This is a genomic window from Nitrosopumilus sp. (assembly GCF_025699125.1).
Classification (GTDB): Archaea; Thermoproteota; Nitrososphaeria; order Nitrososphaerales; family Nitrosopumilaceae; genus Nitrosopumilus.
In genome coordinates, this window is record NZ_JAILWC010000004.1 from 23918 (window position 1) to 46384 (window position 22467).

Annotated in this window: 25 protein-coding genes; 18 read left to right on the forward strand and 7 right to left on the reverse strand. The window is 32.8% G+C overall.

Going from position 1 to position 22467, the window contains the following annotated elements:
- Positions 1–41: 41 nt before the first annotated feature.
- The 10 genes from K5783_RS09640 (at position 42) to K5783_RS09685 (ending at position 9591) form a co-directional block, all read left to right on the forward strand.
- Positions 42–830: a 2-amino-3,7-dideoxy-D-threo-hept-6-ulosonate synthase gene (locus K5783_RS09640; protein WP_297474017.1), complete on the forward strand. Its 789-nt coding sequence runs from the start codon at positions 42–44 to the stop codon at positions 828–830.
- A complete protein-coding gene (locus tag K5783_RS09645) occupies positions 817–1878 on the forward strand; it encodes a 3-dehydroquinate synthase II (protein ID WP_278975487.1) in 1062 nt (353 codons plus the stop codon). Before K5783_RS09640 ends, K5783_RS09645 begins: the two co-directional genes overlap by 14 nt.
- A 1-nt stretch (position 1879) precedes the next feature.
- A complete protein-coding gene (gene aroD / locus K5783_RS09650) occupies positions 1880–2548 on the forward strand; it encodes a type I 3-dehydroquinate dehydratase (RefSeq protein ID WP_297474020.1) in 669 nt (222 codons plus the stop codon).
- Between the two features lie 51 nt (positions 2549–2599).
- Positions 2600–3421, forward strand: a complete 822-nt coding sequence (gene aroE / locus K5783_RS09655) for a shikimate dehydrogenase (RefSeq protein ID WP_297474021.1) — start codon at positions 2600–2602, stop codon at positions 3419–3421.
- Positions 3421–4275, forward strand: a complete 855-nt coding sequence (locus tag K5783_RS09660) for a shikimate kinase (RefSeq protein WP_297474022.1) — start codon at positions 3421–3423, stop codon at positions 4273–4275. The genes aroE and K5783_RS09660 overlap by 1 nt, the downstream gene beginning before the upstream one ends.
- Positions 4265–5533 (forward strand): 3-phosphoshikimate 1-carboxyvinyltransferase, encoded by a 1269-nt coding sequence (aroA, locus tag K5783_RS09665; protein WP_297474024.1) that lies wholly within the window; start codon positions 4265–4267, stop codon positions 5531–5533. The genes K5783_RS09660 and aroA overlap by 11 nt, the downstream gene beginning before the upstream one ends.
- Before the next feature lie 330 nt (positions 5534–5863).
- On the forward strand, positions 5864–6958 hold the full coding sequence (gene aroC, locus K5783_RS09670) for a chorismate synthase (protein WP_297474025.1): 1095 nt from the start codon (positions 5864–5866) through the stop codon (positions 6956–6958).
- 4 nt (positions 6959–6962) lie between these two features.
- Positions 6963–8333 (forward strand): aminotransferase class I/II-fold pyridoxal phosphate-dependent enzyme, encoded by a 1371-nt coding sequence (locus K5783_RS09675; protein WP_297474026.1) that lies wholly within the window; start codon positions 6963–6965, stop codon positions 8331–8333.
- Complete coding sequence (locus K5783_RS09680; protein ID WP_297474027.1) at positions 8330–9181, forward strand: prephenate dehydrogenase/arogenate dehydrogenase family protein; 852 nt, start codon at positions 8330–8332, stop codon at positions 9179–9181. Before K5783_RS09675 ends, K5783_RS09680 begins: the two co-directional genes overlap by 4 nt.
- Positions 9182–9186: 5 nt before the next feature.
- A complete protein-coding gene (locus K5783_RS09685; protein ID WP_297474029.1) occupies positions 9187–9591 on the forward strand; it encodes an NUDIX domain-containing protein in 405 nt (134 codons plus the stop codon).
- Here the strand turns inward: K5783_RS09685 and thiC are convergent.
- Together thiC and K5783_RS09695 are read right to left on the reverse strand one after the other, a co-directional pair.
- On the reverse strand, positions 9574–10902 hold the full coding sequence (gene thiC, locus K5783_RS09690; protein WP_297474030.1) for a phosphomethylpyrimidine synthase ThiC: 1329 nt from the start codon (positions 10900–10902) through the stop codon (positions 9574–9576). The genes K5783_RS09685 and thiC overlap by 18 nt on opposite strands.
- Before the next feature lie 461 nt (positions 10903–11363).
- A complete protein-coding gene (locus K5783_RS09695) occupies positions 11364–11552 on the reverse strand; it encodes a hypothetical protein (protein ID WP_297474032.1) in 189 nt (62 codons plus the stop codon).
- Positions 11553–11654: 102 nt separating this feature from the next.
- Between K5783_RS09695 and thiD the strand changes: the two genes are divergently transcribed.
- The 3 genes from thiD to K5783_RS09710 are packed head-to-tail and all read left to right on the forward strand — an operon-like array spanning position 11655 to position 14148.
- Positions 11655–12947 (forward strand): bifunctional hydroxymethylpyrimidine kinase/phosphomethylpyrimidine kinase, encoded by a 1293-nt coding sequence (gene thiD, locus K5783_RS09700; RefSeq protein WP_297474034.1) that lies wholly within the window; start codon positions 11655–11657, stop codon positions 12945–12947.
- A 53-nt stretch (positions 12948–13000) separates the two neighbouring features.
- Positions 13001–13702, forward strand: coding sequence for a nucleotidyltransferase family protein (locus K5783_RS09705; RefSeq protein WP_297474036.1), 702 nt, complete (start codon positions 13001–13003; stop codon positions 13700–13702).
- 8 nt (positions 13703–13710) lie between these two features.
- Complete coding sequence (locus tag K5783_RS09710) at positions 13711–14148, forward strand: GNAT family N-acetyltransferase (protein ID WP_297474037.1); 438 nt, start codon at positions 13711–13713, stop codon at positions 14146–14148.
- Here the strand turns inward: K5783_RS09710 and K5783_RS09715 are convergent.
- Both K5783_RS09715 and K5783_RS09720 read right to left on the reverse strand, forming a co-directional pair.
- The gene (locus K5783_RS09715) at positions 14145–14585 is read right to left on the reverse strand and encodes a hypothetical protein (protein WP_297474039.1); all 441 of its coding nucleotides are present in this window, start codon (positions 14583–14585) and stop codon (positions 14145–14147) included. The genes K5783_RS09710 and K5783_RS09715 overlap by 4 nt on opposite strands.
- 42 nt (positions 14586–14627) lie before the next feature.
- Positions 14628–15644, reverse strand: a complete 1017-nt coding sequence (locus K5783_RS09720; protein ID WP_109876208.1) for an HIT domain-containing protein — start codon at positions 15642–15644, stop codon at positions 14628–14630.
- A 221-nt stretch (positions 15645–15865) separates the two neighbouring features.
- Here K5783_RS09720 and K5783_RS09725 point away from each other — a divergent pair, with 221 nt between their 5' ends.
- A complete protein-coding gene (locus K5783_RS09725; protein ID WP_297474041.1) occupies positions 15866–17152 on the forward strand; it encodes an alkaline phosphatase family protein in 1287 nt (428 codons plus the stop codon).
- On the opposite strand, the gene K5783_RS09730 is transcribed toward K5783_RS09725, so the two are convergent.
- Complete coding sequence (locus K5783_RS09730; RefSeq protein WP_297474044.1) at positions 17136–17699, reverse strand: DUF309 domain-containing protein; 564 nt, start codon at positions 17697–17699, stop codon at positions 17136–17138. The genes K5783_RS09725 and K5783_RS09730 overlap by 17 nt on opposite strands.
- 83 nt (positions 17700–17782) lie before the next feature.
- On the opposite strand from K5783_RS09730, the gene K5783_RS09735 reads away from it, so the two are divergent.
- Together K5783_RS09735 and K5783_RS09740 are read left to right on the forward strand one after the other, a co-directional pair.
- Positions 17783–18148: a hypothetical protein gene (locus tag K5783_RS09735; RefSeq protein WP_297474046.1), complete on the forward strand. Its 366-nt coding sequence runs from the start codon at positions 17783–17785 to the stop codon at positions 18146–18148.
- Complete coding sequence (locus tag K5783_RS09740; protein WP_297474048.1) at positions 18148–18333, forward strand: 30S ribosomal protein S27ae; 186 nt, start codon at positions 18148–18150, stop codon at positions 18331–18333. Before K5783_RS09735 ends, K5783_RS09740 begins: the two co-directional genes overlap by 1 nt.
- Positions 18334–18360: 27 nt before the next feature.
- Here the strand turns inward: K5783_RS09740 and K5783_RS09745 are convergent, their stop codons facing one another.
- Positions 18361–19068: a hypothetical protein gene (locus K5783_RS09745; RefSeq protein ID WP_109876211.1), complete on the reverse strand. Its 708-nt coding sequence runs from the start codon at positions 19066–19068 to the stop codon at positions 18361–18363.
- Positions 19069–19755: 687 nt separating this feature from the next.
- Here K5783_RS09745 and K5783_RS09750 point away from each other — a divergent pair.
- Positions 19756–20571, forward strand: coding sequence for a CBS domain-containing protein (locus K5783_RS09750; protein ID WP_297474050.1), 816 nt, complete (start codon positions 19756–19758; stop codon positions 20569–20571).
- A gap of 118 nt (positions 20572–20689) precedes the next feature.
- Here K5783_RS09750 and K5783_RS09755 read toward each other — a convergent pair whose 3' ends face one another.
- Positions 20690–21118, reverse strand: a complete 429-nt coding sequence (locus K5783_RS09755) for a universal stress protein (RefSeq protein ID WP_297474051.1) — start codon at positions 21116–21118, stop codon at positions 20690–20692.
- Between the two features lie 51 nt (positions 21119–21169).
- Between K5783_RS09755 and K5783_RS09760 the strand changes: the two genes are divergently transcribed.
- Positions 21170–22408 carry a plastocyanin/azurin family copper-binding protein gene (locus tag K5783_RS09760; RefSeq protein WP_297474053.1) on the forward strand — a complete coding sequence of 413 codons (1239 nt, stop codon included), beginning with the start codon at positions 21170–21172 and terminating at the stop codon, positions 22406–22408.
- Positions 22409–22467: the final 59 nt, after the last annotated feature.

The following is a 22467-nucleotide window of genomic DNA, read 5'->3' on the forward strand; positions in this document are numbered from 1 at the left end:
TCACGTTATTTTTAAGTAGGGCACAAAAAGCAGATCAACGCATGGTATCAGGTAATCAAATTAGACTAAATCGAATTCTTCGAAAAGGAAGAATGTTATGTATTCCAATGGATCATGGAATTTCAAATGGGCCGATTGAAGGTCTTGAAGATCCAGCATCTACAATTTACAAATGTGAAGGGCATGGACTTACTAGCGTAATTATCAACAAGGGAATTCTCAAAACACTACCAAAACCAACCAAAGTAGGAGTTTTAGTACATTTTTCAAGTAGTACATCATTATCACTATCACCTAATCGAAAAATGCTAACGGGTACAGTAAAAGAAGCAGTAGCAATGGGCGCAGATGGAGTTTCATTGCACATCAACATTGGAGGCAAGGAAGAACCAGAGATGCTTGAACAATTAGGAATGACTGCTGATCAATGTCACAAATGGGGAATGCCACTTTTAGCTATGATGTATCCAAGAGGAGAAAACATCAAAGATCCACATGATCCTGAAATTGTTGCACATGTTGCAAGAATTGGAGCAGAGTGTGGAGCAGATATTGTTAAGACATTATACACAGGAGATATTGAATCATTTGCAAAAATTGTAAAGAGTACACCAGTTCCAATAGTAATTGCAGGTGGTCCTAAAACAAAAACAGATTTAGATATTCTGCAAATGACTGAAGATGCAATGACAGCAGGAGCTAAAGGCATCACATATGGCAGAAATATCTTTGCACATAAAACACCTGAAAAAATAGTTGAAGCATTAGCAGACATAATTTTTAGAAAAGTAACTGCAAAGGAAGCAATGAAGAAAATTGAGCAAGAATAGAGAATTAATTATTTCACCTAAAGTTTCACAAACACAGTTAGCTAAATTTCTCCCACAGTTAGAATCTGAAGGGATTAAGATGTTATACATTGATCCTAAAAAAATAGGAAATAAAAAAACAAAAATTCAAACAGTCTATCCATCACCCACATCAAACTATGTAGTCCTTGAAAAAGAAGGAGTTGTAAAACCAAAAGGAAAAAAAATTGGAATGAAATTTCAAGTATTATCTAATTCAGATATCGAGCACATCCTTACTGTTGCAAAAAAAGGATTAGACTTTGTGATTGTAGAGGTAAAGGATTGGAAGATAATCCCACTTGAAAACATCATTGCAAAACTCCATAAAATACACACAAAAATTTTTGCAATAGCAAAAACCCCTGAAGAGGTAAGAAAGATGTTCTCAATTTTAGAAGTAGGTGTAGATGGCGTAATTTTCAACACAGATTCAATTAATGAGGTGAGAGAGGCAATGCTATACCTAGGAACCAGAAGTTTTGAGATGAAGCCTGCAAAGATTATTGAGATTAAAGAAGTAGGTGACGGAGAGCGTGTATGTGTAGACACAGCATCAATGCTCCATAAAGGAGAGGGTATGTTAATTGGAAGTAGATCAAACTTTTTGTTTCTTGTTCATAATGAATCTGTGGGTTCATCATTTACATCACCTAGACCATTCAGAGTTAATGCAGGTGCAGTTCACTGTTACACTTTATCACCTGATGGAACAACTAACTATCTCTCAGAAATTGAAACAGGTTCTGAAGTTTTGATCCTAAATTCAAAAGGGAATGCAAGAAGAGCAACTGTAGGAAGATCAAAAATAGAGAGAAGACCAATGCTAATGATCAAAGCTTCTATAGAAGGCGAGATTGGAGGGATTATTGCACAAGATGCAGAAACGATTAGATTTGTAAAACCTAATGGACAACTAGTATCAGTTACGCATTTAAAAAAAGGAGATATGGTCATGGTGCATTCAAAACCTGCAACAGGAAGACATTTCGGAATGGAAGTTTCAGATGAATATATTTTAGAAAAATAAAATGAAGCATAAAACTTGTGTATCAATTGCAGAGACAACACCAAACAAAGTCAAGCAAGTATTAAAAAATGCATTAAAAAAATCAGATTTTGTTGAAGTAAGATTTGATTTTTTAAAAAGGGAGCAAATTCCACAAACACTAGAATTAATCAAAAAAGATCTAAACAGAATTGTATGCACATTAAGACCAAAAACTGAGGGCGGAAAATTTTCAGGTAACGAAAAAGAAAGAATGTCAATCATAAAATTGATTGCGGAATACAACCCATTTTTGTTAGATGTTGAATTCAACATGCTAAAGAAAAATCCACAGTTAACAGAATATCTAAAATCAACAAAAACAGAATTACTTGTTTCATGGCATGACTTTAAGAAGACTCCTAAGGCCACAGAATTAAAAAAGAAGATTACTCAAATGAGCAAGTTTTCAAACAATATAAAAATTGTAAGTACTGCAAAAACAACAGATGATGCAATAAGGATGTTAGAACTGTATAGTAAGAAAGGAAAAAACAATTTGATATCATTTGCAATGGGGGATATAGGAAGAATTTCAAGGATTTTGTGCCTGTATTTGGGTAGTCCATACACATACGTTTCTTTAGGAAAGGCAGTTGCGCCAGGACAATTTAGTGTAGATGAAGTAAAGAAGATTGCAAGTCTAAAATAACCATCTAATCAATTGAGAGTTTAAATCAATCATCATGCTGAGAAAAATAAGATGGCAAAATCATTTGCAGTGATTGGAGATCCTATTGATCATTCATTATCTCCAAACATACACAATGCAGCATTCAGAGAATTGAATTTAGATTGTTCATACATTGCATATAGGATCCCAAAAGGAGAATTAGAAGATGGAATAGAAGGGCTCAAAAAAATAAAGATTGATGGATTCAATGTTACAATTCCACACAAAGTAGAGATGATGAAGTATTTGAACAAAATGGATGAATCTTGTAGTTTGATTGGTGCAGTAAATACTGTAACAAACAAAGATGGAATTTTAAAAGGATATAATACAGATATGGATGGATTTTTAGAACCATTCAAAAAAAAGAAATTAAACATTGAAAACACTAAGGTACTTCTCCTTGGCGCAGGTGGTGCTGCAAGAGCAATAGTTGCAGCTTTTGCAAAAGAAAAAGCAAAGAGTATAACCATAGCAAACAGAACCTTAGAAAATGCAAGAAATCTCTTAGAATTTGCAAAAAAAATGGGGTTGGACGTAAATGTAATTAGGATTGAGGATGTAAAAGATTCTGCAAAAAATTATGACATTATTGTTAACGCCACATCAGTTGGACTAAACAATGAACCAACCATCATTTCATTAGACAACATCAACGAAAAGACAATTGTTTATGATATTGTATACATGCCAATGAATACAGATTTTATAAAAAAGGCAAAAGAGAAAAATGCAGTCATAATTTTTGGTTATGAAATGTTATTAGGTCAAGCAGCAAGAGCCTTTGAAATATGGCATGGTATGAAAGCACCTTATAATGCCATGAAAAAAGCATTGTTAGGAGGATTTTGATGGCAAAGGTAAAGGCTACAGTCCATGGCGCAGTTTCATTAGTTAATGCCATTGCAACTCAAAAGGGAGCAACGTTAGGAATTGAACTGAAAGTAGAAGCATTAGTGGAAACAAGCTCAGGAAGGGGAATTATCATTGAATCAGACAACAAAATGCTTAGTTCCAGGTTAATCAACAAAACTGTTGAAAAGATCGTATCAAAAAAAGATTTGGAACAAAATAAAATATCAATTAGATTAGATTCTGAAATTCCTACAGGGTATGGATTAAAAAGTTCAAGTGCTATTTCATCTGCAGTGGCACTTGCGTGTGCAAAAATATTCAGACCAAAAATCACTGATCAACAAATTTTACTTGCAGGTGTTGATGCATCTATTGAATCCAAAGTAAGTATTACAGGTGCATATGATGACGCATGTTCATGTTACTATGGAGGATTTAATGTAACAGACAATGCAAAGAAGAGACGAATTCACTTTGAAAAAGGACCATCTAATTTGATAGCAGTAATTTTTATTCCAAAAAACAGAAAACGTGGAAAGGTTAAAAATCTAAAAGTATTATCCGCCGTATTTGATAATGCCTGGAAATTAGCAAAAAAATCAAATTATTGGGAAGCGATGATAATTAATGGGTTAGCTACAGCATCTATTCTAAATTCAGATCCCAAAATTATTACTAATTTAATTGAAAAAGGCGCACTTGCAGCCTCAGTTTCCGGAAATGGTCCGTCAATAGCAGCCATAGTAAAAAAAGAAAATGAGGCAAACATCAAAAAGATATTTGCAACATTAGAAGGAAATGTGTTAGTTTCTAAAATTAATAACAAAAAGGCAGAAGTTTATGAAGTGTAAAGTTGAGAAATCAAGGATTTCAGGAAAAATAGTTTGTCCTCCAAACAAAAGTTATACTCATAGAGCAATTTTTCTTGCATCACTGGCAGGAAACAATAGTAAAGTTGAAAATATTTTACGTTCAGCTGATACGATTGCCACTATAGAAGCATGCAAAAAATTTGGAGCAGATTTGGAAATTCAGAATTCATCAATTATTGTGAAAAAATCCATAAAATTTGATAAAAACGTGCCTGAAATTAATACAGAAAACTCTGGCACTACAATTAGAATAGCATCAGGTATTGCAAGTCTATTTTCTGAAGAAATCACACTAACGGGCGATGACAGTTTACAAAAAAGACCAATGCAGCCACTCCTTGATGCATTATCAAGCATTGGCGCACAGTGTAGTTCAACTGATGGAAAACCACCAATCAAAATTAAAGGAAGGATTTTGGGCGGAGATGTTAAAATTCCAGGAAATTTTTCTAGTCAGTTTATTTCAGCATTATTAATTAGTGCACCGCTTACAGAAAAAGGAATTAATCTTACAATAGAAGGGAATTTAGTATCAAAACCATATCTTGATGCGACAATTGCAACAATGAGAAAATTTGGAATAACTGTTCAAACACTAATTCCATATAAAAGATACAATATAGTACCACAAATATACAAAGAGACAACATTTACAGTTCCGATTGATTTTTCCAGTCTTGCATTACTTCTTTCAGCAACTGTACTTATTGGAAAGGATATTACAATCAAGGGAAACATTGGAAATTTACCTCAAGGGGATGAAGCATTCATAGATATTTTAGAACAGTTAGGAGTTTCTGTATCCATTAGTGAGGAAGAGATTAAAATTAAAACACCTGAAAAACTAACAGGAGGCAAATTTGATTTAAGTAATTCTCCAGATCTTCTTCCCCCACTAGCTATTTTATCATTGAATTCATCAGCACCAATTGAAATTGTAAATGTAAAGCATGCAAGATTAAAAGAGACAGACAGAATTGCAATCATTTCAAGAGAATTAGTCAAAATTGGAATTAAAATTCAAGAAAAAGAAGATGGTTTAATTTTAGAAAAAACAGATAATTTAAGAGGTGCTGATTTGAATTCTGAAAATGATCATAGATTATTCATGTCTTTTTGTATAGCTGGAATGTATGTAGGAAATTGTATTGTTACAGATCCAGAATCAGTAAATGTCTCATATCCTAATTTTATTGATGAGATGAATCGACTAGGTGCAAAAATTCAACTAAACTGAAATTGCTTTCAAAAAAAATCAAGTGAGTAAAATGGCGCGACCCTGTATAGAGTGAAAAGCATTCTCCTCACTCGCATCGCTTTCACGATGATAACATGTCTCTTTCGCAGGGCCGCGCAAATTATGGTTTATAATTTACACGTTTTTGCATATATTTTATACGTAATCATAATATTTAAGATTATATTATAAATATTTCATAAAATAATCCATTTTTTTATAATTTATAATCAGTCATGTAGGTTAGCGGAAAAGATATTCCAAATAAACTAAAAATTTCAAAAATTTCAGAATGAGGAATTATAAGCATCATTTAACTTTGATAGATTATTGCCAGGAAGTTCAATTGGTCAACGACTTGTTTTAACAAGTTTTGGTGAAAGTCATGGAAAAGTTATTGGCGCAGTACTAGATGGATGTCCTGCAGGTTTAGAAATTGAAGAAAAAGAAATTCAAAAAATGCTTGACCTAAGAAAACCAGGTCAAAATGTTATCTCAACACAAAGAAAAGAAAGAGATGTTGTAGAAATTGTATCAGGAGTTTTTAGAGGACATACTACAGGAGCCCCAATTACAATGTTAATTTGGAATAGTGATCAAAAATCAAAAGATTATGAAAATTTAAAAACTAAACTTAGACCAGGCCATTCAGATTATCCTGCCATGGTAAAATATAATCACTATAATGATCATAGAGGAGGAGGAAGATTTTCAGGAAGACTCACTGCTACACATGTAATGGGAGGTGCAATTGCAAGAAAATTACTCAAAGTAGCATTAGGAATTGAAACTAATTCATTTACATCACAGATTGGAAAAATAAGAATGGAAGAAGAATTTAACGAAAAAATGATTTCATCAATTTATAAAAATGATGTAAGATGTCCTGAAAACAAAACTGCAAAAATAATGCGTGATAGTATTTTGATTGCAAAAAAAAAGGGAGATTCACTTGGAGGAATTATTGAATCAATTACAACAAATGTTCCAGTAGGTTTAGGAGAACCAATTTTCAGTTCGTTAGAATCAGATTTGAGTAAGGCAATTTTTTCGATTCCATCAGTTAAGGGAGTTGAATTTGGTTCAGGGTTTAGAGGTTCAGAGATGTATGGTTCTGAAAATAATGACTTGTACACAATAAAGAAAGGCAAAATAGTAACAAAGACAAATAATTCAGGAGGCATTCTTGGAGGAATTTCAAATGGAATGCCAATAACAATTAGAATTGCATTCAAACCTGCATCATCTATTGCACAAAAACAAAGTACAGTAGATATTAAAACCAAAAAAGAAGCAATACTTCAAGTAAAAGGTAGACATGATCCATGTGTAGTTCCCAGAGCACCACCAGTAGTTGATTCACTTGTAGCCTTAACAATAGCAGATCATGCGCTTATTGCAGGAGCAATCAAACCTGTTTTATAAGAAAATGTCAGACATCAATGATCTTCGAAATCATATGGACGAAGTAACTCTTGAAATGATAAAGCTATTAAAAATCAGGATAGATATTGCAAAAGAGATTGGGGAAGTTAAAAAAAATATTGGGAAAGGTGTAACTGATGAAGTTCGAGAAGATAATTTACGTGGGAAAGTAATTTCACTATGTAAAGAAATAGGGTTAGATGAAACCATAGCTACAAAATTTTTTAATTTCTTACTAAATGAATCAGTAAAAGTTCAGTCAACCAACAAGCAAACACATTTTTCAATTTTCCTCAAAGCAAAATCATTAGAGCAGCAAGGGAAAAAAATTATTCATATGGAAGTAGGAGAGCCAGACTTTTTACCACCAATAATTGTTAAAAAGGCATTAGAAGAAGTATATGAGAAAGGATTTTTAAAATATGGTCAAGCAAGAGGAATGCCAATATTTAGAGACGCGCTTGCAAAATATGTTTCAAAGAAATTTGGTACAAATATTACAGAAAATAATATTCTTGTAAGTCCAGGTGCAAGATTTTCAATATTTACTGCAATCACAACATTACTCAATCCAGGTGATGAGATAATCGTGATTGAACCTGCATGGCCTGCATACAAAGATTGTGCGTTAAATGCAGGAATCAAAGTTAGAACTATCAATACAACTCTAGAAGACAAATGGGAGCCATCATTAGAGCAGATTAAAAATACAATTAATTCAAACACAAAGATGATTATTTTAAATTATCCAAATAACCCAACAGGGAAAATTCTTTCCGAAAAACTACAAGACGATATCATAGATATTGCAAGAAAAAATAATCTCTACATTCTAAGTGATGAGATCTATTCACAATATGCAAAAACCAACTGGAAAAGTATTCTGTCTTACAATTATAAGAAAAGTATTGTCACCCAATCATTTTCAAAATCTCATGCCATGACAGGGTTTAGAATAGGATATTCTATAGCAGACAAAGAAATCATTGAAAAAATGGCAAAATTGGAGGCCATGTGCCTAACAAATGTGTCTGAACCTATCCAATACGTTGCCATGAAAGCCCTTGAGGCAGACATATCCAACAATTCTAATACAGTGCAAAACAGACTAGATATGTTGACAGAAAAAGCATCTAAAATGGGATTGGATTTTGTAGTCCCAGATGGTGCAATGTATATTTTTGCTAGAATTAATCAAGAGGGATTTGATGGAGTCCAGTTCGCAAATGATACTCTTGAGAAAGGACTTGCCATAGCCCCAGGAGAGGGATTTGGAAATTATAAGAATTTCATCAGAATTTCTGCATGTCAAGACGAAAAAACACTAATTGAGGGAATGAATATACTGAGTAACATTATGAGTGAAACACAATGAAAAAGATGACAGTTGTTGGTGCAGGTGGGCAAATGGGACAATGGTTTGCCAGATATTTTGCAGACAAAGGTTTTGAAGTTACAGGTTATGATTCAGAAAATAAAATCATAGGAAAAAATATCATAGCATCAGATTCATTGGTTGGCTCAATCCTAAAAGCTGATTATGTAGTGTTATGTACTCCAACAAGAAGAACACCAGAAATTATCAGACTCATTGCAAAAGAAATGAAAAGAGGAACATATCTAATTGAGATATCATCAGAGAAATCAAAAGTGGTTTCATCATTGTCAAAAATGCCAGACAAGATCAATCCAATTTGCATTCATCCAATGTTTGGGCCCGGAACAAAAGTAATAAAAGGTCAAAACATAATTTCAGTTCCAATTAAAGATGCTAAAAAAGAATTAACGGTTGCAAAAGCATTATTCGATGGAGCAAACTTCGTAACAATTGATGCTGCAGAGCACGACAAAAAGATTGCGGTAATTTTAGGATTAACACATTTAATGAATTTGGTTTTTGCAAATATTATTTCAAAGGATGAAAAAATGAATCTCACAGAAAAAATGTCAGGAACAACTTTCAGAGTTCAAAAAACATTAGCCGAAAGCATAATGACAGAATCTCCAGAATTAATTGAAACAATTATCGCTAATCCAGAAATTAGAAGAGTTGCTGAAGAACTATGGAAAGACATAGGCAGATTACTTACTGCTGTTCAGGAATCAAAAACTGAAGAAGTAATCACATACATTAGAGAATGTCAAGAAAGACTTGCCAAGCACACAGACATCAATGAATCCTACAAAAAACTAACAAAAATGGTAAAATCCGTTGAAAAATAGCAGGCATGCGTTCAACAAAAATTGTAACATCATTCATTAGAAATAATGAAAAATTATTGATTCTCAAAAGAAGTGACAAAGTCAAATCAATGAAAGGATTATGGGCAGGAATTAGCGGAATCATAGAAAATAATGAAGAACCATTGAAAAGAGCAAAGATCGAAATTTTTGAAGAAGTTGGAATTACAGAAGACAAAATCACACTTGTAAAATCTGCTGAAGGTATGCGAGTAAATTCGCCACAATATGAAAATCATGAATGGGAGATCTACCCATTTTTGTTCGAAGTAGAAAATCCAGAGATAGAGCTTAACTGGGAAAATTCAGAATTTGAATGGATAGACATAAAAGAGTTAGAAAATTATGAGACAGTTCCTAGCCTTCAACAAGTTTTACTCAATTTGTTGTAAATTTTTATTTTCTTTTTCATATTTTTTTTGTTGTGGCAACATCATGTAAACACATGCACCACCACACATTGTACAAGGAACATTATTTCCAGGATGTTGTCCTGTTCTACTATGAATTTTAGCTGCTTCTTCAGGATCTATAGACAATGCAAGTTGTTTCTCCCAATCCAAAGTACGTCTGGCTTCAGTCATTTCCATATCCCATTTGATTACTTTATCACGAATTTTTACAATATCTCCTGCATGAGCTGCAATTCTATATGCAATTAATCCAGCCTTTACTTCTTCAGCATTTGGCAATGCCAAGTGTTCAGAAGGGGTAAGATAACACAAAAGATCCACGCCTTCACTTGCTGAAACAGCAGCTCCTATTGCACTTGCAATATGATCATGGCCAGATGCAATGTCAGTTACCAAAGGACCAAGAACATAATATGGGACATCTCCAATCAAAGATTTTGCCAATCTAACATTTGCAGCAACCTCATTTAATGGAACATGTCCCGGACCTTCAACCATTACTTGAATATCTTGTTCATGTGCTCGTTTTGTTAATTGTGAAATATTGATCATCTCTTGAACTTGTAATTCATCATGAGAGTCCAGAATGGAGCCTGGTCTAAGTGCATCACCAAGGCTAAATGTTACATCGTATTTTTTAGCAATTTCAATCAAATAATCATAATGAGTCAAGTAAGGATTTTCTTTATCATGTTTTAACATCCATGCAGCAGTAATTGTTCCACCTTTACTTACAACACCACCATATCTCTGAACTTTTAGAATTCTTTTTGCAATATCTTTAGTAATCCCACAATGGATTGTTGTGTAATCCACTCCATCTTTGGCATTATTTTCAAATGCGTTTAGATAATCATCTTCTGTTAAGTTCAAAGGATTTTTGTGTATTTCAACACCAAAATTGTAAGCCTCGTAAATCGGAACAGTTCCAAATGTAATTGGTGCATGCTCCATCAAAGTTTGTCTTATTTTTTTAACATCTCCACCATCACTTAGGTCCATGATTGTATCTGCATGATATTTTATGGCAACTTTGGCTTTTTCGATTTCCTCATCCAGATTTACATTTAGAGTGGAGGTTCCAATATTAACATTAACTTTAGTTTTAAGACCTTTGCCAATTCCAACATTGTGAATTTTTTGTGGCCTGACATTATTACTTGGAATTATTATTGAGCCACTAGCAATCTTAGGAATTAACCAATCCAATGAAACACTTTCATCTTTTGCAACTTGTTTCATCTCATCGGTTGCGACGCCACGTCGAGCTGAAGTCATCTGAGTTGCCATAACACATTCTATGTTTTCGCCTGATTTAAACAATCGTGAGAATTGGCATAATTTCTGATTGGTACATGATTTCTTAGCACTATATTAAGAAAATAGATCGATCTTAAATGCGATAATGTAGTATGAGATCATATGAGAACAATAAAGGAATGCATCCATTGTGGAAGAGAATTTAATAGTATGAAGGATGAATTTTGTTCTTTTGAGTGTGTCAAACAGTCATCGGAATAATTTTTGAAATTAATCCAAGATAATTCTTTTTGAAGAGATAGTCTTTCAAATTTAATTATCTGTATCATATTTAAAATAGGCTTGATTAGACATTCAGAACCATCAAAATTGGAAAAATTTCTTTGATTTTACTTACCCTTTAAATTAATTCAATTTCAAAGGAGATGAAAAAAGTGGAATTTCTTAGTTTTGATTTTCAGAGTTTAGAGATTCAATTTCAGATATTTTATTCATCTGGGAGGACTCCAATTCTCTTCAACATCACCAGTGTTTACTGATACAAGATATCGCTTTCCACATTTGAAACATTGCCATAGAAATTGTCCATCTTTTTTTGTTTGATATTGTATTGGTAGTAAACAAGTGGTGCATTGCAATTCCTCTGTTAGTGAATCAGTAATTATGGGAATTTTAATCATCAATTGTTTGAAAGTTATTCTACTATAAAATCGATATTACAAATTAAAAGATTTGAAAAAACACAAGTAAAAACAAATTAGTGTATAGAAGAATAGATTATTATGAATTTACTTTCAATTGGAGGTTCTGATCCTTCATCAGGGGCCGGAATTCAAAGTGATATTAAAACATTTTCTACACTTGATGTTCATGGGTTGACAGTTATTACAGCTATTACGAGCCAGAACACTTCAAGTTTTGGTAGCGTAGAACCAGTATCACAAAAAATTTTAAAAAATCAAATAGAGTCAATAATGTCAGATTTTAAAATTGATGGGATAAAAATTGGGATGGTATATAATTCACAGATTATTGAAATTCTAAGCAATCAATTACAGAAATTAAAAATTCCAATTGTAGTAGACCCTGTAATCAAATCAACAACAGGCGGAGCATTGATAGAAAAATCAGCAATGATAGATTTTCAAAAATATATCATTCCTCTTGCAACAGTAATTACGCCAAACAGATTCGAAGCTGAAATTTTATCAAAAATAAAAATAAATTCAAAAAAATCACTTAGATTGGCAGCAAAAAAAATTCAAAAAATGGGAGCAAAAAATGTGGTCATCACAGGAATAGAAATTGGGAGTAAAGGAATATCAGATTTTATTTTTGAGAAAAATAAAGAGTGTTTTATTTCAGGAGATAAAATTAACTTGCCAAATCACGGTAGCGGTTGCAATTATTCAGCAGCAGTTATTTTTGCTCTAGCAAAAAACAAGACAATTAAAGAATCATTAAGATTTGCACAACAATTTACTCAGAATTCAATTAAAAATGCAAGGAAAATAGGAAAAGGAATAGCCGTAACAGACGTTCAAGATTATATCAGTAAGGATTTATCAGATGCAATAGAAAAATTTGTTCATATTAAAAATATTTACAAAAATATTCCTGAATGTCAAATAAATTTTGTATATTCCAAACAAAAACCAAAATCGCCAAAAGATGTACTAGGTATTTCAGGGAGAATAGTCAAATCAGGAAAAGAAGCAGTTGTTGCAGGCGAATTGACTTACGGTGGTTCAAAGCATGTAGCAACAGCATTGTTAATTATGAATAAAAAATATCCAAAAATTCACTCGGCAATTAATCTAAAATATCAAGATAAAACAATTTTAAAAATAAAAAAATCAAAACTATTTGTTTCAAGTTATGATAGAACAGAAGAACCAAAGAATGTGAAAAATAGGGGCTCTACAATTGAATGGGGAATAAAAAAAGCAGTCAAAGATTCAACTAAAATGCCAGATGTGATTTATCATAAAGGGGATTTTGGAAAGGAACCAATGATTATAGTATTTGGAGAAACCCCAGAAAATGTTTTGAAAAAAATTTTAAAAATAATTTGAGTACGGACAAAGTTCATCCTTGAACATAAATAGTCAATTCTCAAATAGAATTTGTGAAAGCAGTGATTCTTGCAGGAGGGTTAGGTACAAGACTCCAACCATATACAACATTCCTTCCAAAGCCAATGCTGCCTTTAGGGGAAAAACCAATCTTAGAGCACCTGGTTGATTGGACAAGAAAAAATGGCGTGAAATCAGTTGTGCTATGTGTAAGCTATCTGAGAAAAACAATTGAAGATTATTTTGAAGATGGTAAAAGATTTGGGGTGAATATAGAATATGCCATTTCAGATAAACCACTTGCTACAGCAGGTCAATTGAAAACTGCAGAAGAATTCATTGATGACACATTTGTTTGCATATATGGAGATTCAATTTTTAATTTCAGTCTTAGAAATATGATAAAACAGCACCAAAAGAAAAAATCATTTGTTACAATGAGTCTCAACGAATACAAGACTAACTTGCCATATGGAGTAATTGAGACTACAAAGAGTGGAAAGGTACTGAGCTGGAATGAAAAACCCGAGATCAAGGCCAATGTAAATATGGGATGCTACGTCATGGAACCGGAAATTTTAAAGTGTATACCAAAAAACAAACCATTTGGAATGGATGATGTAATAAAAAAAGCCATAGATAGAAAAAAATTAGTAAATAGTTTTCTTACAAAGAACGGTTTTACAGATATTGGAAACAAAACATCATACAAAAAAGCATATCAAGAGTATATTCAAAAATTAGGTAAGATCTGAAAATAAAAATGAGTCAACCAATTATCAGAGAATTACGAAAAGAAGACATTCTAAATGGATTTCTAACAACACTAGATGCCTTGAGAAAGACAAGTGATATTAGAACAGATAAAGCAATGAAAATTTTTGAGAAAATAAATTCCAACCCAGATCACATTATTGCAGTTGCAGAATTAGATGGAAAAATTGTTGGAACCACAACACTTCTAATAGAACAAAAATTTATTCATGATGGGGGAGTTGTAGGGCATATTGAAGATGTTGTAGTGAATAAAGACTATCACGGACAAAAAATAGGAGAGAAAATTATGAAATACATTCTAGAAATTGCAAAAAATAGAGGTTGCTACAAAACAATTTTGGACTGCACTGATGAAGTAAAACCATTTTATGAAAAACTGGGCTTCAAAAAGATTGCAAATGAATTAAGATTTGATCATGTTTAGAAATATTCTTTTTTGGGACGTAATTTTTTATGCTTGATCAAGTATGCACCAAATATGATTACAGGTGCAGATAACACCATAAACAATAATGGAATCAGTTTTACAGCATCTGTGAGATATTTTTCATCAATCGAATCCAACATAGAATAAGATACAGTCATTCCGGCAAATAGAATTATTCCACCTGCAATGATCAATCCACCCACAGTTTTTGATCCATAATGCTTTGACATGATAAATGCAACTGCAGCCAAGACACCAGCTGGGGCAACTCCAATTGAGACAAATTGAATGATTTTGGGATCAGGTTGAAATGTTATTGAAAATTCTATTTCTTCTGGAACATTAGTCATAAAATGGTAAACAGAAATCATTTCACCTGCAAACATTGCAAACAATGCAACACTAGTTATTGCCAACCATTTTTCCAATCCCATAGTTCTAGATCATTTTTTGTTAATAATAAACCATTCAGAAAATTATACAATACCAACTAAGTTAGCCAATTCTTTTCTGCAAGATGCTCCGAGTTTTTCAGCAGCTTGTTCTGGAGACACATCATTTAAGAAGATCCCATAGCCACGTTCTAATCCAGACCAAGATTTTGTGATTGGATAAACTTCAATATGCCAATGAATTTGTCTACTGTTTTTCTTTTCAGGGGAAAGATGAAAAACAAGATTATACGAGACATTTTTTACAGTTTTTGACAATCCACCTAATGTTGCACGTAAAATCAAAGATAAATCGTTAATTTCTTTTTGAGTAATTTTTGAAAAACTAGTAGTATGTTTTTTTGGCGAAATCCAAAATTCATAAGGATATGAAGGAGACCAAGGACAAAATGCAATAAAACCTTCTGTTTGAAGAACCTGTCTTGGACCACTGATTTCCTCATTTACTGTCTGACACACTGGACATACACCTTTTTCATTTAGAATTTTGTGTGACGCTTCAGCTTCGCTCTCAATTACTGGAGGTATTGTAGAAAATGTAATAAGGTTAAGATGAGGATGAGGGTTTGTACTTCCAGCCAAGTCACCATGATCAGCATAAATTGAAACATAGGTTACACCTTTTTGAGTATAAAGCCATCGCAATCTATCCTGAACTACAACTAAGACATTTGACCACTGTTCAGGATCAATTGTTGCAAATGTGTCTTTTTCTTTTGGAGACGCCACAACAATATAGTGATACCCATAAGCAGGTTCGCTATAGAAAGGTCTGTCACTGTAAGAATTTTCAGTATCAATTGAAACAATTGGGTTTTTGCTTTCAAATACTCTAATAGCCCAACCCTCAACATATTCATCTTCATTATCTTGAAGACGCTGCAGCATTCCATCTTTTGCAACAAGTGACAATACCGAAGGGTTGGTCATAGATTCATTGCCTGGAGCAAATGGAGACTTTTTTGGATCAACAATTTTATCATCTTTTTTTGTTACAATCATGAAACGCTCAGAAACGTAATCTTTACGCATATCCCCCATATGTGTAACTGAAAGTAAATGTCTGTTAAAACGTTTGCTAAGAGAAGACATTATCAAATTAAAAAGTCGTGTTGTATCATTTGTGATAAAAATTAAAAAATAATAAAAATATTAAATTGAAAAATCAAAAATGGAAAATAATTTTATTTTAAATTTTTGATCGCATTTTTTGTTGCAAGCTTTAAAGGAGAGCACCTGATGTTGCTAAAACAGGGAATATTATGGATAATTCAGATATTCACATGATTTACGTTTTATTAGATGGTGTTGGAGACCTTCCACATCCAGATTTGCAAGGAAAAACACCATTGGAGGCTGCAAATACCCCAATCTTGGATAAAATTGCAAGAAACGGATGCATAGGAGAAGTGATTTCAGTTGGAAAAGGAATTGCGCCAGAATCAGATATTGCCGTTTTCAATATGTTAGGATACAAATTCAATCATGCAGAATATGCAGGTAGAGGAGTAATTGAAGCAATTGGAATTGGAATTGATTTCAAAAACGGAGATTTAGCATTAAGAGGAAATTATTCAACGCTAAATGATGAACAAGTAATCATAGATAGAAGGGCAGGAAGGAATATTGAAAAAGAAGATGCAGAAGGAATTGCAAAAGAGATTGAAGAAAAAATAAAATTTTCAAGTCCAGGCATATCTGTCGTAGTATCACCTACAATCGGTCATAGAGTTACAGTTAGAATCAGAGCAAACTCTCGAAAACTTTCTTCTAAAATTACTAATACAGACCCAGCGTATAGCAATATTGGAGGAATGGGTGTTGCAAAGGCTGTAGGAGATTTTCTAAAAATTGAAAAATGTTTGCCATTAGAAGATGATGAAGATTCAAAATTCACAGCAAATATTGTTAATGAATTTTCAGAGCAATCAATTAGAATTATGAAAGAGAGTCAGATTAATAAAAAAAGGAAAGAACTGGGAAAGAAACAGCTTAGTTGTATTTTACTAAGAGATGCAGGAAACAAATATCCAGATGTTACTCCAATTAACGAAAAATATTCTATGCAATTTTCATGTATTGTAGATATGCCAGTGGAGCTTGGAATATCAGATGTTTTAAAGATGAAAGCATTTGAAGCTGGAGGATTAACAGATTATGAAGAAAAAGCTAGAGTTGCAGCAAAAGCCATGGAGACACAAAATTCAATTTATGTTCATCTCAAAGGACCAGATGAATTTGGTCATGACGGAGATGCAATAGGCAAGATGAAAAATATTGAAGAGATTGATCAGAGATTTTTCAAAACGCTTGTTGAAAATATTGATTCAAACAAAGTTGCAATCATTATATCTGCTGATCATTCCACACCTTGTATTAACAAAGGCCACAGTGATGATCCTGTACCAGTTTTAGTTTCAGCCGACTTTATTCAAAATGACGGAACCACTAGAATGACTGAAGACCAAGCAAAAAAAGGCAGTATAGGTCTGCTTCAAGGTGCAGAAGTAGTTACAAAATCTCTGGAATTAATTAAATCTCAAACCTAGTTAATTTTTTTGCTTGTTGCATTTCAACTGCTTTCTTTCTTATTCTATCAACATCAATGGAATGATACATTGAGGGTGAAGAACCTAGTTTTTCTAATGCTCTGCTTAACATGCCAATTCCAATGCTTTCTTCATTTTCTTGCTCATGAGCAAATGCAACTGCAACCAAGATAATTCCTTGTACTAGTTCCTTTTCTCGTCCGTAACATTGATTCCAAACTCCTTCAAATGCTTCATGGCATTCCCAAAATCTTTCATTATTAAAGAAAAATATCCCATCCTCAATACCCTTCTCTTTTTCAATGTGTTCTTCAAAAACATGTCTTACATTATCAATCTCCCCAATTAGAGATAATTTATCAACCAGTACATCCAGATCTTCTTTTTCAGCAGCTACGTCAAATTCAATAAATTTAGTGGCAACTCTAGCTAGTCGCACTGAGACATTTTTCATGTCAGACACAAGATCTCTTGCTTTATGAGCAAGTTCTCTACAATCTTGAGGCAAATATTTCTCATTTTTAAAATGAAGTAGATAACGTTCCACAAGAGACTTTTGAAGGAATTTCTTAAATTTCTTCTGGAATTCCAATCAAGGTTTATATGAAATATCTGAAGGATTTTTGATACATGTCCATCATCGAGACAATCACAGATGTAGATAATACCTTCCTATCAAGAAGGGAGCTTACCTGTAATTTTGCAGGATTGGGTGGAAAACTCAAAAGTCTAGAAGCAGTAGACATGATTTCAAAAGAATTCAAGTTAGATGGCAAGGTTGTAATTCCAATGAGGTTAAAAACTCATGTAGGAAAATCTCATGTTACAGGAACATTCTATGTTTATGATGATGAAGGATTGGCAAAGAAGCATGTTAATCCAACAATTTTCTCAAGACTAGAAAAAATTAAAGCTAAATTGGCAGAGGCTCAAGCAGCAGAAACTCCTGCAGAAGAGGCGCCAACTGAAGAAGTAAAAGAGGAGAAAGAGGAATAATGCCAGTAGAACAAAAAGGCAAGAAAGGTTCCAGTCCAAATGTTTACAAATATTTTAAAGTGGATGGAGACAAGGTAACAAGAATCAGAAAAATCTGTTCAAGATGTGGAAAAGGTGTTTTCATGTCAGAGCATAAAAACAGGCATACTTGTGGAAAGTGCGGATTGACAGAATTCAATCAGTAAAAGGAATTATTTTTATCAATTATTCAATTAGTATAATCGCTTTTTTGTAATTTTAGAACTTTTTTCTTCCAGTTGTTCAATTTTTGAAATAAATTCAGGTGCAAGTTTTATTCTAGAAAGTGATTCGGCAGATAATTTCACATTATTTGCATCCAACGAGATGTTAGATTTTGGAAGACTTTTGTCAGCCCAAAATTTCATCACTTTATCTTCCAACTTATAATCACGAAACCCGGATGGGAATTTTTTTGTGATATGATTTAATAAAGTACGATCTTTAAAGACAACTCTAGGTTCAAACAAACGAGTTTCATCACTATAAATATTTTCAAATAAATTCCCAGATATTTCATCAGAGAGTAATTCCATCTTTGAAATTTTTCTCATCAAGTCTAAAAAATGTAAAAACTCATGGGCCAGAATAGCATGGATAGTACCTTTAAGCCCATAAGCAATGAGAGGAGCAGAAATCTGAATTACCACTTGGAATTTCTCATCAAACATTATAGGAATTGTTCTGGCAAATAATATTCCAAATTCATATGAATTAGGATTAGGAGAAGACAAGACAAGAGATGGCTCTACATATGCAACAGGATATTTTATTCCCGACGCTTTTTCTATTCTATTTATACCTGAAACAACAATTGGAAAACGTTCGATTACAAGATCATACACATCATCTGGGATAATTCCTTTAGAATGTGCATCTTTGAAACGTATTAGTGGATCCAATATTACTCCTTGACAATTTTGAATGTAAAAGGGTTAATTTGTTTAGGATCTTGGCTTTCCAGATTTTGCTTTCTTCTTTTTACGGGTTTCAGCTCTTTGATCAGCATGTCTTTGATGTTTACCCTTTTTTCTTAATGGCATGATGTTTTACAATATGGGAGCTAGTTAATTGTTATCATAGTATCATTAAACAATAAAAACTCATTAACTGATCATATTTCTATCGATCTAGAATAAACTCAGCCCATAGTCGTGTCAACTCTCAAAACGTGTACCAATTCATACTTTTCTTCCCATAAATCTCAAATTTGGTAGTCGTGTAAAATCTTATAATCTGTATCGATTTCGTTAGTTAAACTAGTCCAAAGTTATCAAACTTAAAAAAATATAGGTTATCTAATTGCAACTCGTTTTTTGGTAACCTTTCGTGCAGGCCTATCAGGTTTTCCATTTTTTAGTTTTGGTTTATCTGTAAATATGATCACACATTTCTGTTGTCCTTTACGTCTAGCATCAATTCTTATCTTTTCATTTTTTTATAATTTCCTAATTTATCAGAAGCCATTTTACGGGATTTACTTAAAACCATGTTAATTGAAAATTTACATTTGTAATAAACAATTTTTTAAAATTCATTTGTGAGAATCTACATTCTTCTTTTAATCAAATCCAGAGATATTCTAATGAATGGGATCTACAGATAAAATTTACGGGTATTTAGCAGACATACAAAGTGCCAAAATAAAACCATTAATCACTAAAGCAATTACAGTTAAGCCTTCAGACATTATTTCAGGCGTAATAGATAAAATTTCAAAAAATGATTCATACGATGTTTTTCATTTTAATGGGAAATCTACACTTTCAACTAATACTAGATTATTACTTGATGCCAAAAATATCTCTAAAACGAGTATAGAATCCCTCCTCTATTCTATTCCACATGTAGGTCCAAACGATACGATTCAAAAAGCAGCAAAGATTATTTCAGATTATAGAACTCGAGAAGCGCCAGTTGTAGAAAATAATAAAATCATAGGATCAATCACTGCAAAAAAAATCTTAGGATTGCTTTCAAAAAAAGGCAACAAATCGATTAAAGCCAAGATGATTTACACTAAAAATCCCATAACAATATCTGCAGAAAAACCACTTAGCAATGCAAAGAAAATAATGACATCAAAAAGATTAGATCATCTTCCCGTCATTAAAAATGGAAGGATAAATCAGGTTCTCACACCTGCACACATTATAGAATATCTCGCACCCCAAGAACGTCAAGGTAACAGGTCTGTAGGAATCAAAACTGCACATAAATTAGAATTTGAAATCGGAAATATAGGCAGTACACGAATTCCTCAATGCAGCCCTGATGATGATCTTGGAGTGATTCTAAGTTCTATGCTAAAAACGGACACTTCTTGTTGTTTAGTAAAGACAGAGGAAACTCTTGAGGGAATAATTACGTTTAGAGATATTCTTGAATTGTTTTCAAAAGTATAATGTAAAAAGTATATTGAGAAAATTTCTATCGAAACAGATTTTTAAATTTTACAATAACTCAACTCGTTTTCAAATTTGAAAATTAGAATAATCATAGAGAGATAAAAATACCATTTTATTATTTGGGAGATTTAGCTATAAAGACAGAACAATTAGCTTTTGCTATTACACCTGATGCAACACTGCCAAGTACCAATTTTTTAAATCCTGATCTGCCATGAGATCCCATAACTATAAGATCTATTTTGTCAGTATCTGCAAAAGAGAGAATACCATCAATAGTAGAAGGATTGTGACGAATTTCCACAGAAATATCTGTGTCTTTTATTGATTCTTTTATTTTATTCAGATCATTAGTGACTTGTTTTTCTACTTCATCATGTACTTCTTGAGCTCTTGACCAAGACATTCCAGTAGTATCCGTGTTACTTCCAATTACATTAAATAATGTTATTTTTGAATCAAATTTTTTTGCAATCTCTATTGCTTTTTTTAATGCAGCATCTGCAAAATTAGTAAAATCATAGGGCACAAGAATATTTTTCATTAAAAATTATTAGAAAATTTAAATTTTAAAGCCAATTCTTTAATATCAAATATGACAATCGGCATATCTAATAATATACAAAAAACAATTCGTTACATCGTGCATTCACAAATTCTAATGCTCTTAATTCTTCTAGTATTTACATTCACAATTACCCCTATTGTATATGCGGAAACATGGAAAGTGCAGATTCCTGCAGGAGCTGCAGAACCTGAATCTCCAGTTCATTTTACGCCTTTGGAAATTTCAATCAGGCCTGGAGACAGAGTGGAATGGAGGAATGCAGATTCTACAATACATACTGTAACTTCAGGTACATTAGAGTCGGGGATAACTACAATGTTTGATAGCAGGCATATGGAACCTGGAAGTAAGTTTAGCGTTCTTTTCAGTAAACAAGATGTTGGAGAAATCAAGTATTTTTGTACGATCCATCCATGGATGACGGGGATAGTAAATGTCGTTGAACTTGCTTCAGATTACCAAGTATTTCATAATGTAGGCTCAGATGTTTCAGAGTCCCCAGTAGATGTAGTGTATAAAGTTCAGAGAAATTTAGTGGATGTAAAAGTAGAGCCAACAAGGAAAAGCATTACTTTTAGTTTTGTAGGAAAAATCGAGAATGATAAGTTTGTGGTGTATTTACAGGAGAATCTAATCAAAAATCCTCAAGCAGTATTTGTAGATGACAAACAGATAACAAATTATGAATTGATAAAAAATAATGGCATTACAACGCTTACTGTGGTGTTGCATGGATCTGCTGAAGAGGTAAAGGTTGTCGGAGTCGACGTGATTGGCACATCTGATCCTAAGAAGCATGTGTTGATAAATCAAATGTTCGGAGTGACCGATAAAAAATTCTATAGTATAGATGAGAAAATTGTGATTTCAGGAGAAATAAAAAATCCCGTTCAATTATATGAAATCACATTAGATGTCATTGCACCAAAGGGGAATACTGTTTATCATAAAGTGATACCTCTTGTAGACTCTACCAAATTCACGGAGACAGTTCCAACAAGCGGAATATTTCGAGACTTTGGTGAATACCGTGTGAAAATTACTGGACCTAGTGCAAAGAGTTTGTTTTTACCATTTGATTATGGAATTGCTCCAAAAGAATTCAAATCCCCACTTAAACAGATGAACATAGGTACTGATCCAAGTGATGTCATATGTAATGTTGGATTGGAACTCTTCATGAAGAGTTCTGATGGTAAAGCAGTTTGTTTGACTGAATCTTCTGCAATAATTTTAATGCAGAGAGGTTGGGCAGACTATTTTTAGTTTTTACAAAGCATAATTTCTCTAATTCAAACATAATTAATCAAAAGCAAACGAATCTG

Coding starts and splice junctions, on each gene's coding strand:
- K5783_RS09750 (WP_297474050.1), top strand. CDS start 19,756: ATGGGATCTACAGATAAAATTTACGGGTATTTAGCAGACATACAAAGT.
- K5783_RS09760 (WP_297474053.1), top strand. CDS start 21,170: ATGACAATCGGCATATCTAATAATATACAAAAAACAATTCGTTACATC.
- K5783_RS09740 (WP_297474048.1), top strand. CDS start 18,148: ATGCCAGTAGAACAAAAAGGCAAGAAAGGTTCCAGTCCAAATGTTTAC.
- aroD (WP_297474020.1), top strand. CDS start 1,880: ATGAAGCATAAAACTTGTGTATCAATTGCAGAGACAACACCAAACAAA.
- K5783_RS09715 (WP_297474039.1), bottom strand. CDS start 14,585: ATGGGATTGGAAAAATGGTTGGCAATAACTAGTGTTGCATTGTTTGCA.
- K5783_RS09755 (WP_297474051.1), bottom strand. CDS start 21,118: ATGAAAAATATTCTTGTGCCCTATGATTTTACTAATTTTGCAGATGCT.
- K5783_RS09695 (WP_297474032.1), bottom strand. CDS start 11,552: ATGATTAAAATTCCCATAATTACTGATTCACTAACAGAGGAATTGCAA.
- K5783_RS09640 (WP_297474017.1), top strand. CDS start 42: ATGGTATCAGGTAATCAAATTAGACTAAATCGAATTCTTCGAAAAGGA.
- K5783_RS09675 (WP_297474026.1), top strand. CDS start 6,963: ATGTCAGACATCAATGATCTTCGAAATCATATGGACGAAGTAACTCTT.
- K5783_RS09725 (WP_297474041.1), top strand. CDS start 15,866: ATGGATAATTCAGATATTCACATGATTTACGTTTTATTAGATGGTGTT.
- K5783_RS09680 (WP_297474027.1), top strand. CDS start 8,330: ATGAAAAAGATGACAGTTGTTGGTGCAGGTGGGCAAATGGGACAATGG.
- thiC (WP_297474030.1), bottom strand. CDS start 10,902: ATGGCAACTCAGATGACTTCAGCTCGACGTGGCGTCGCAACCGATGAG.
- K5783_RS09735 (WP_297474046.1), top strand. CDS start 17,783: ATGTCCATCATCGAGACAATCACAGATGTAGATAATACCTTCCTATCA.
- K5783_RS09660 (WP_297474022.1), top strand. CDS start 3,421: ATGGCAAAGGTAAAGGCTACAGTCCATGGCGCAGTTTCATTAGTTAAT.
- aroE (WP_297474021.1), top strand. CDS start 2,600: ATGGCAAAATCATTTGCAGTGATTGGAGATCCTATTGATCATTCATTA.
- K5783_RS09720 (WP_109876208.1), bottom strand. CDS start 15,644: ATGGGGGATATGCGTAAAGATTACGTTTCTGAGCGTTTCATGATTGTA.
- aroA (WP_297474024.1), top strand. CDS start 4,265: ATGAAGTGTAAAGTTGAGAAATCAAGGATTTCAGGAAAAATAGTTTGT.
- thiD (WP_297474034.1), top strand. CDS start 11,655: ATGAATTTACTTTCAATTGGAGGTTCTGATCCTTCATCAGGGGCCGGA.
- K5783_RS09710 (WP_297474037.1), top strand. CDS start 13,711: ATGAGTCAACCAATTATCAGAGAATTACGAAAAGAAGACATTCTAAAT.
- K5783_RS09685 (WP_297474029.1), top strand. CDS start 9,187: ATGCGTTCAACAAAAATTGTAACATCATTCATTAGAAATAATGAAAAA.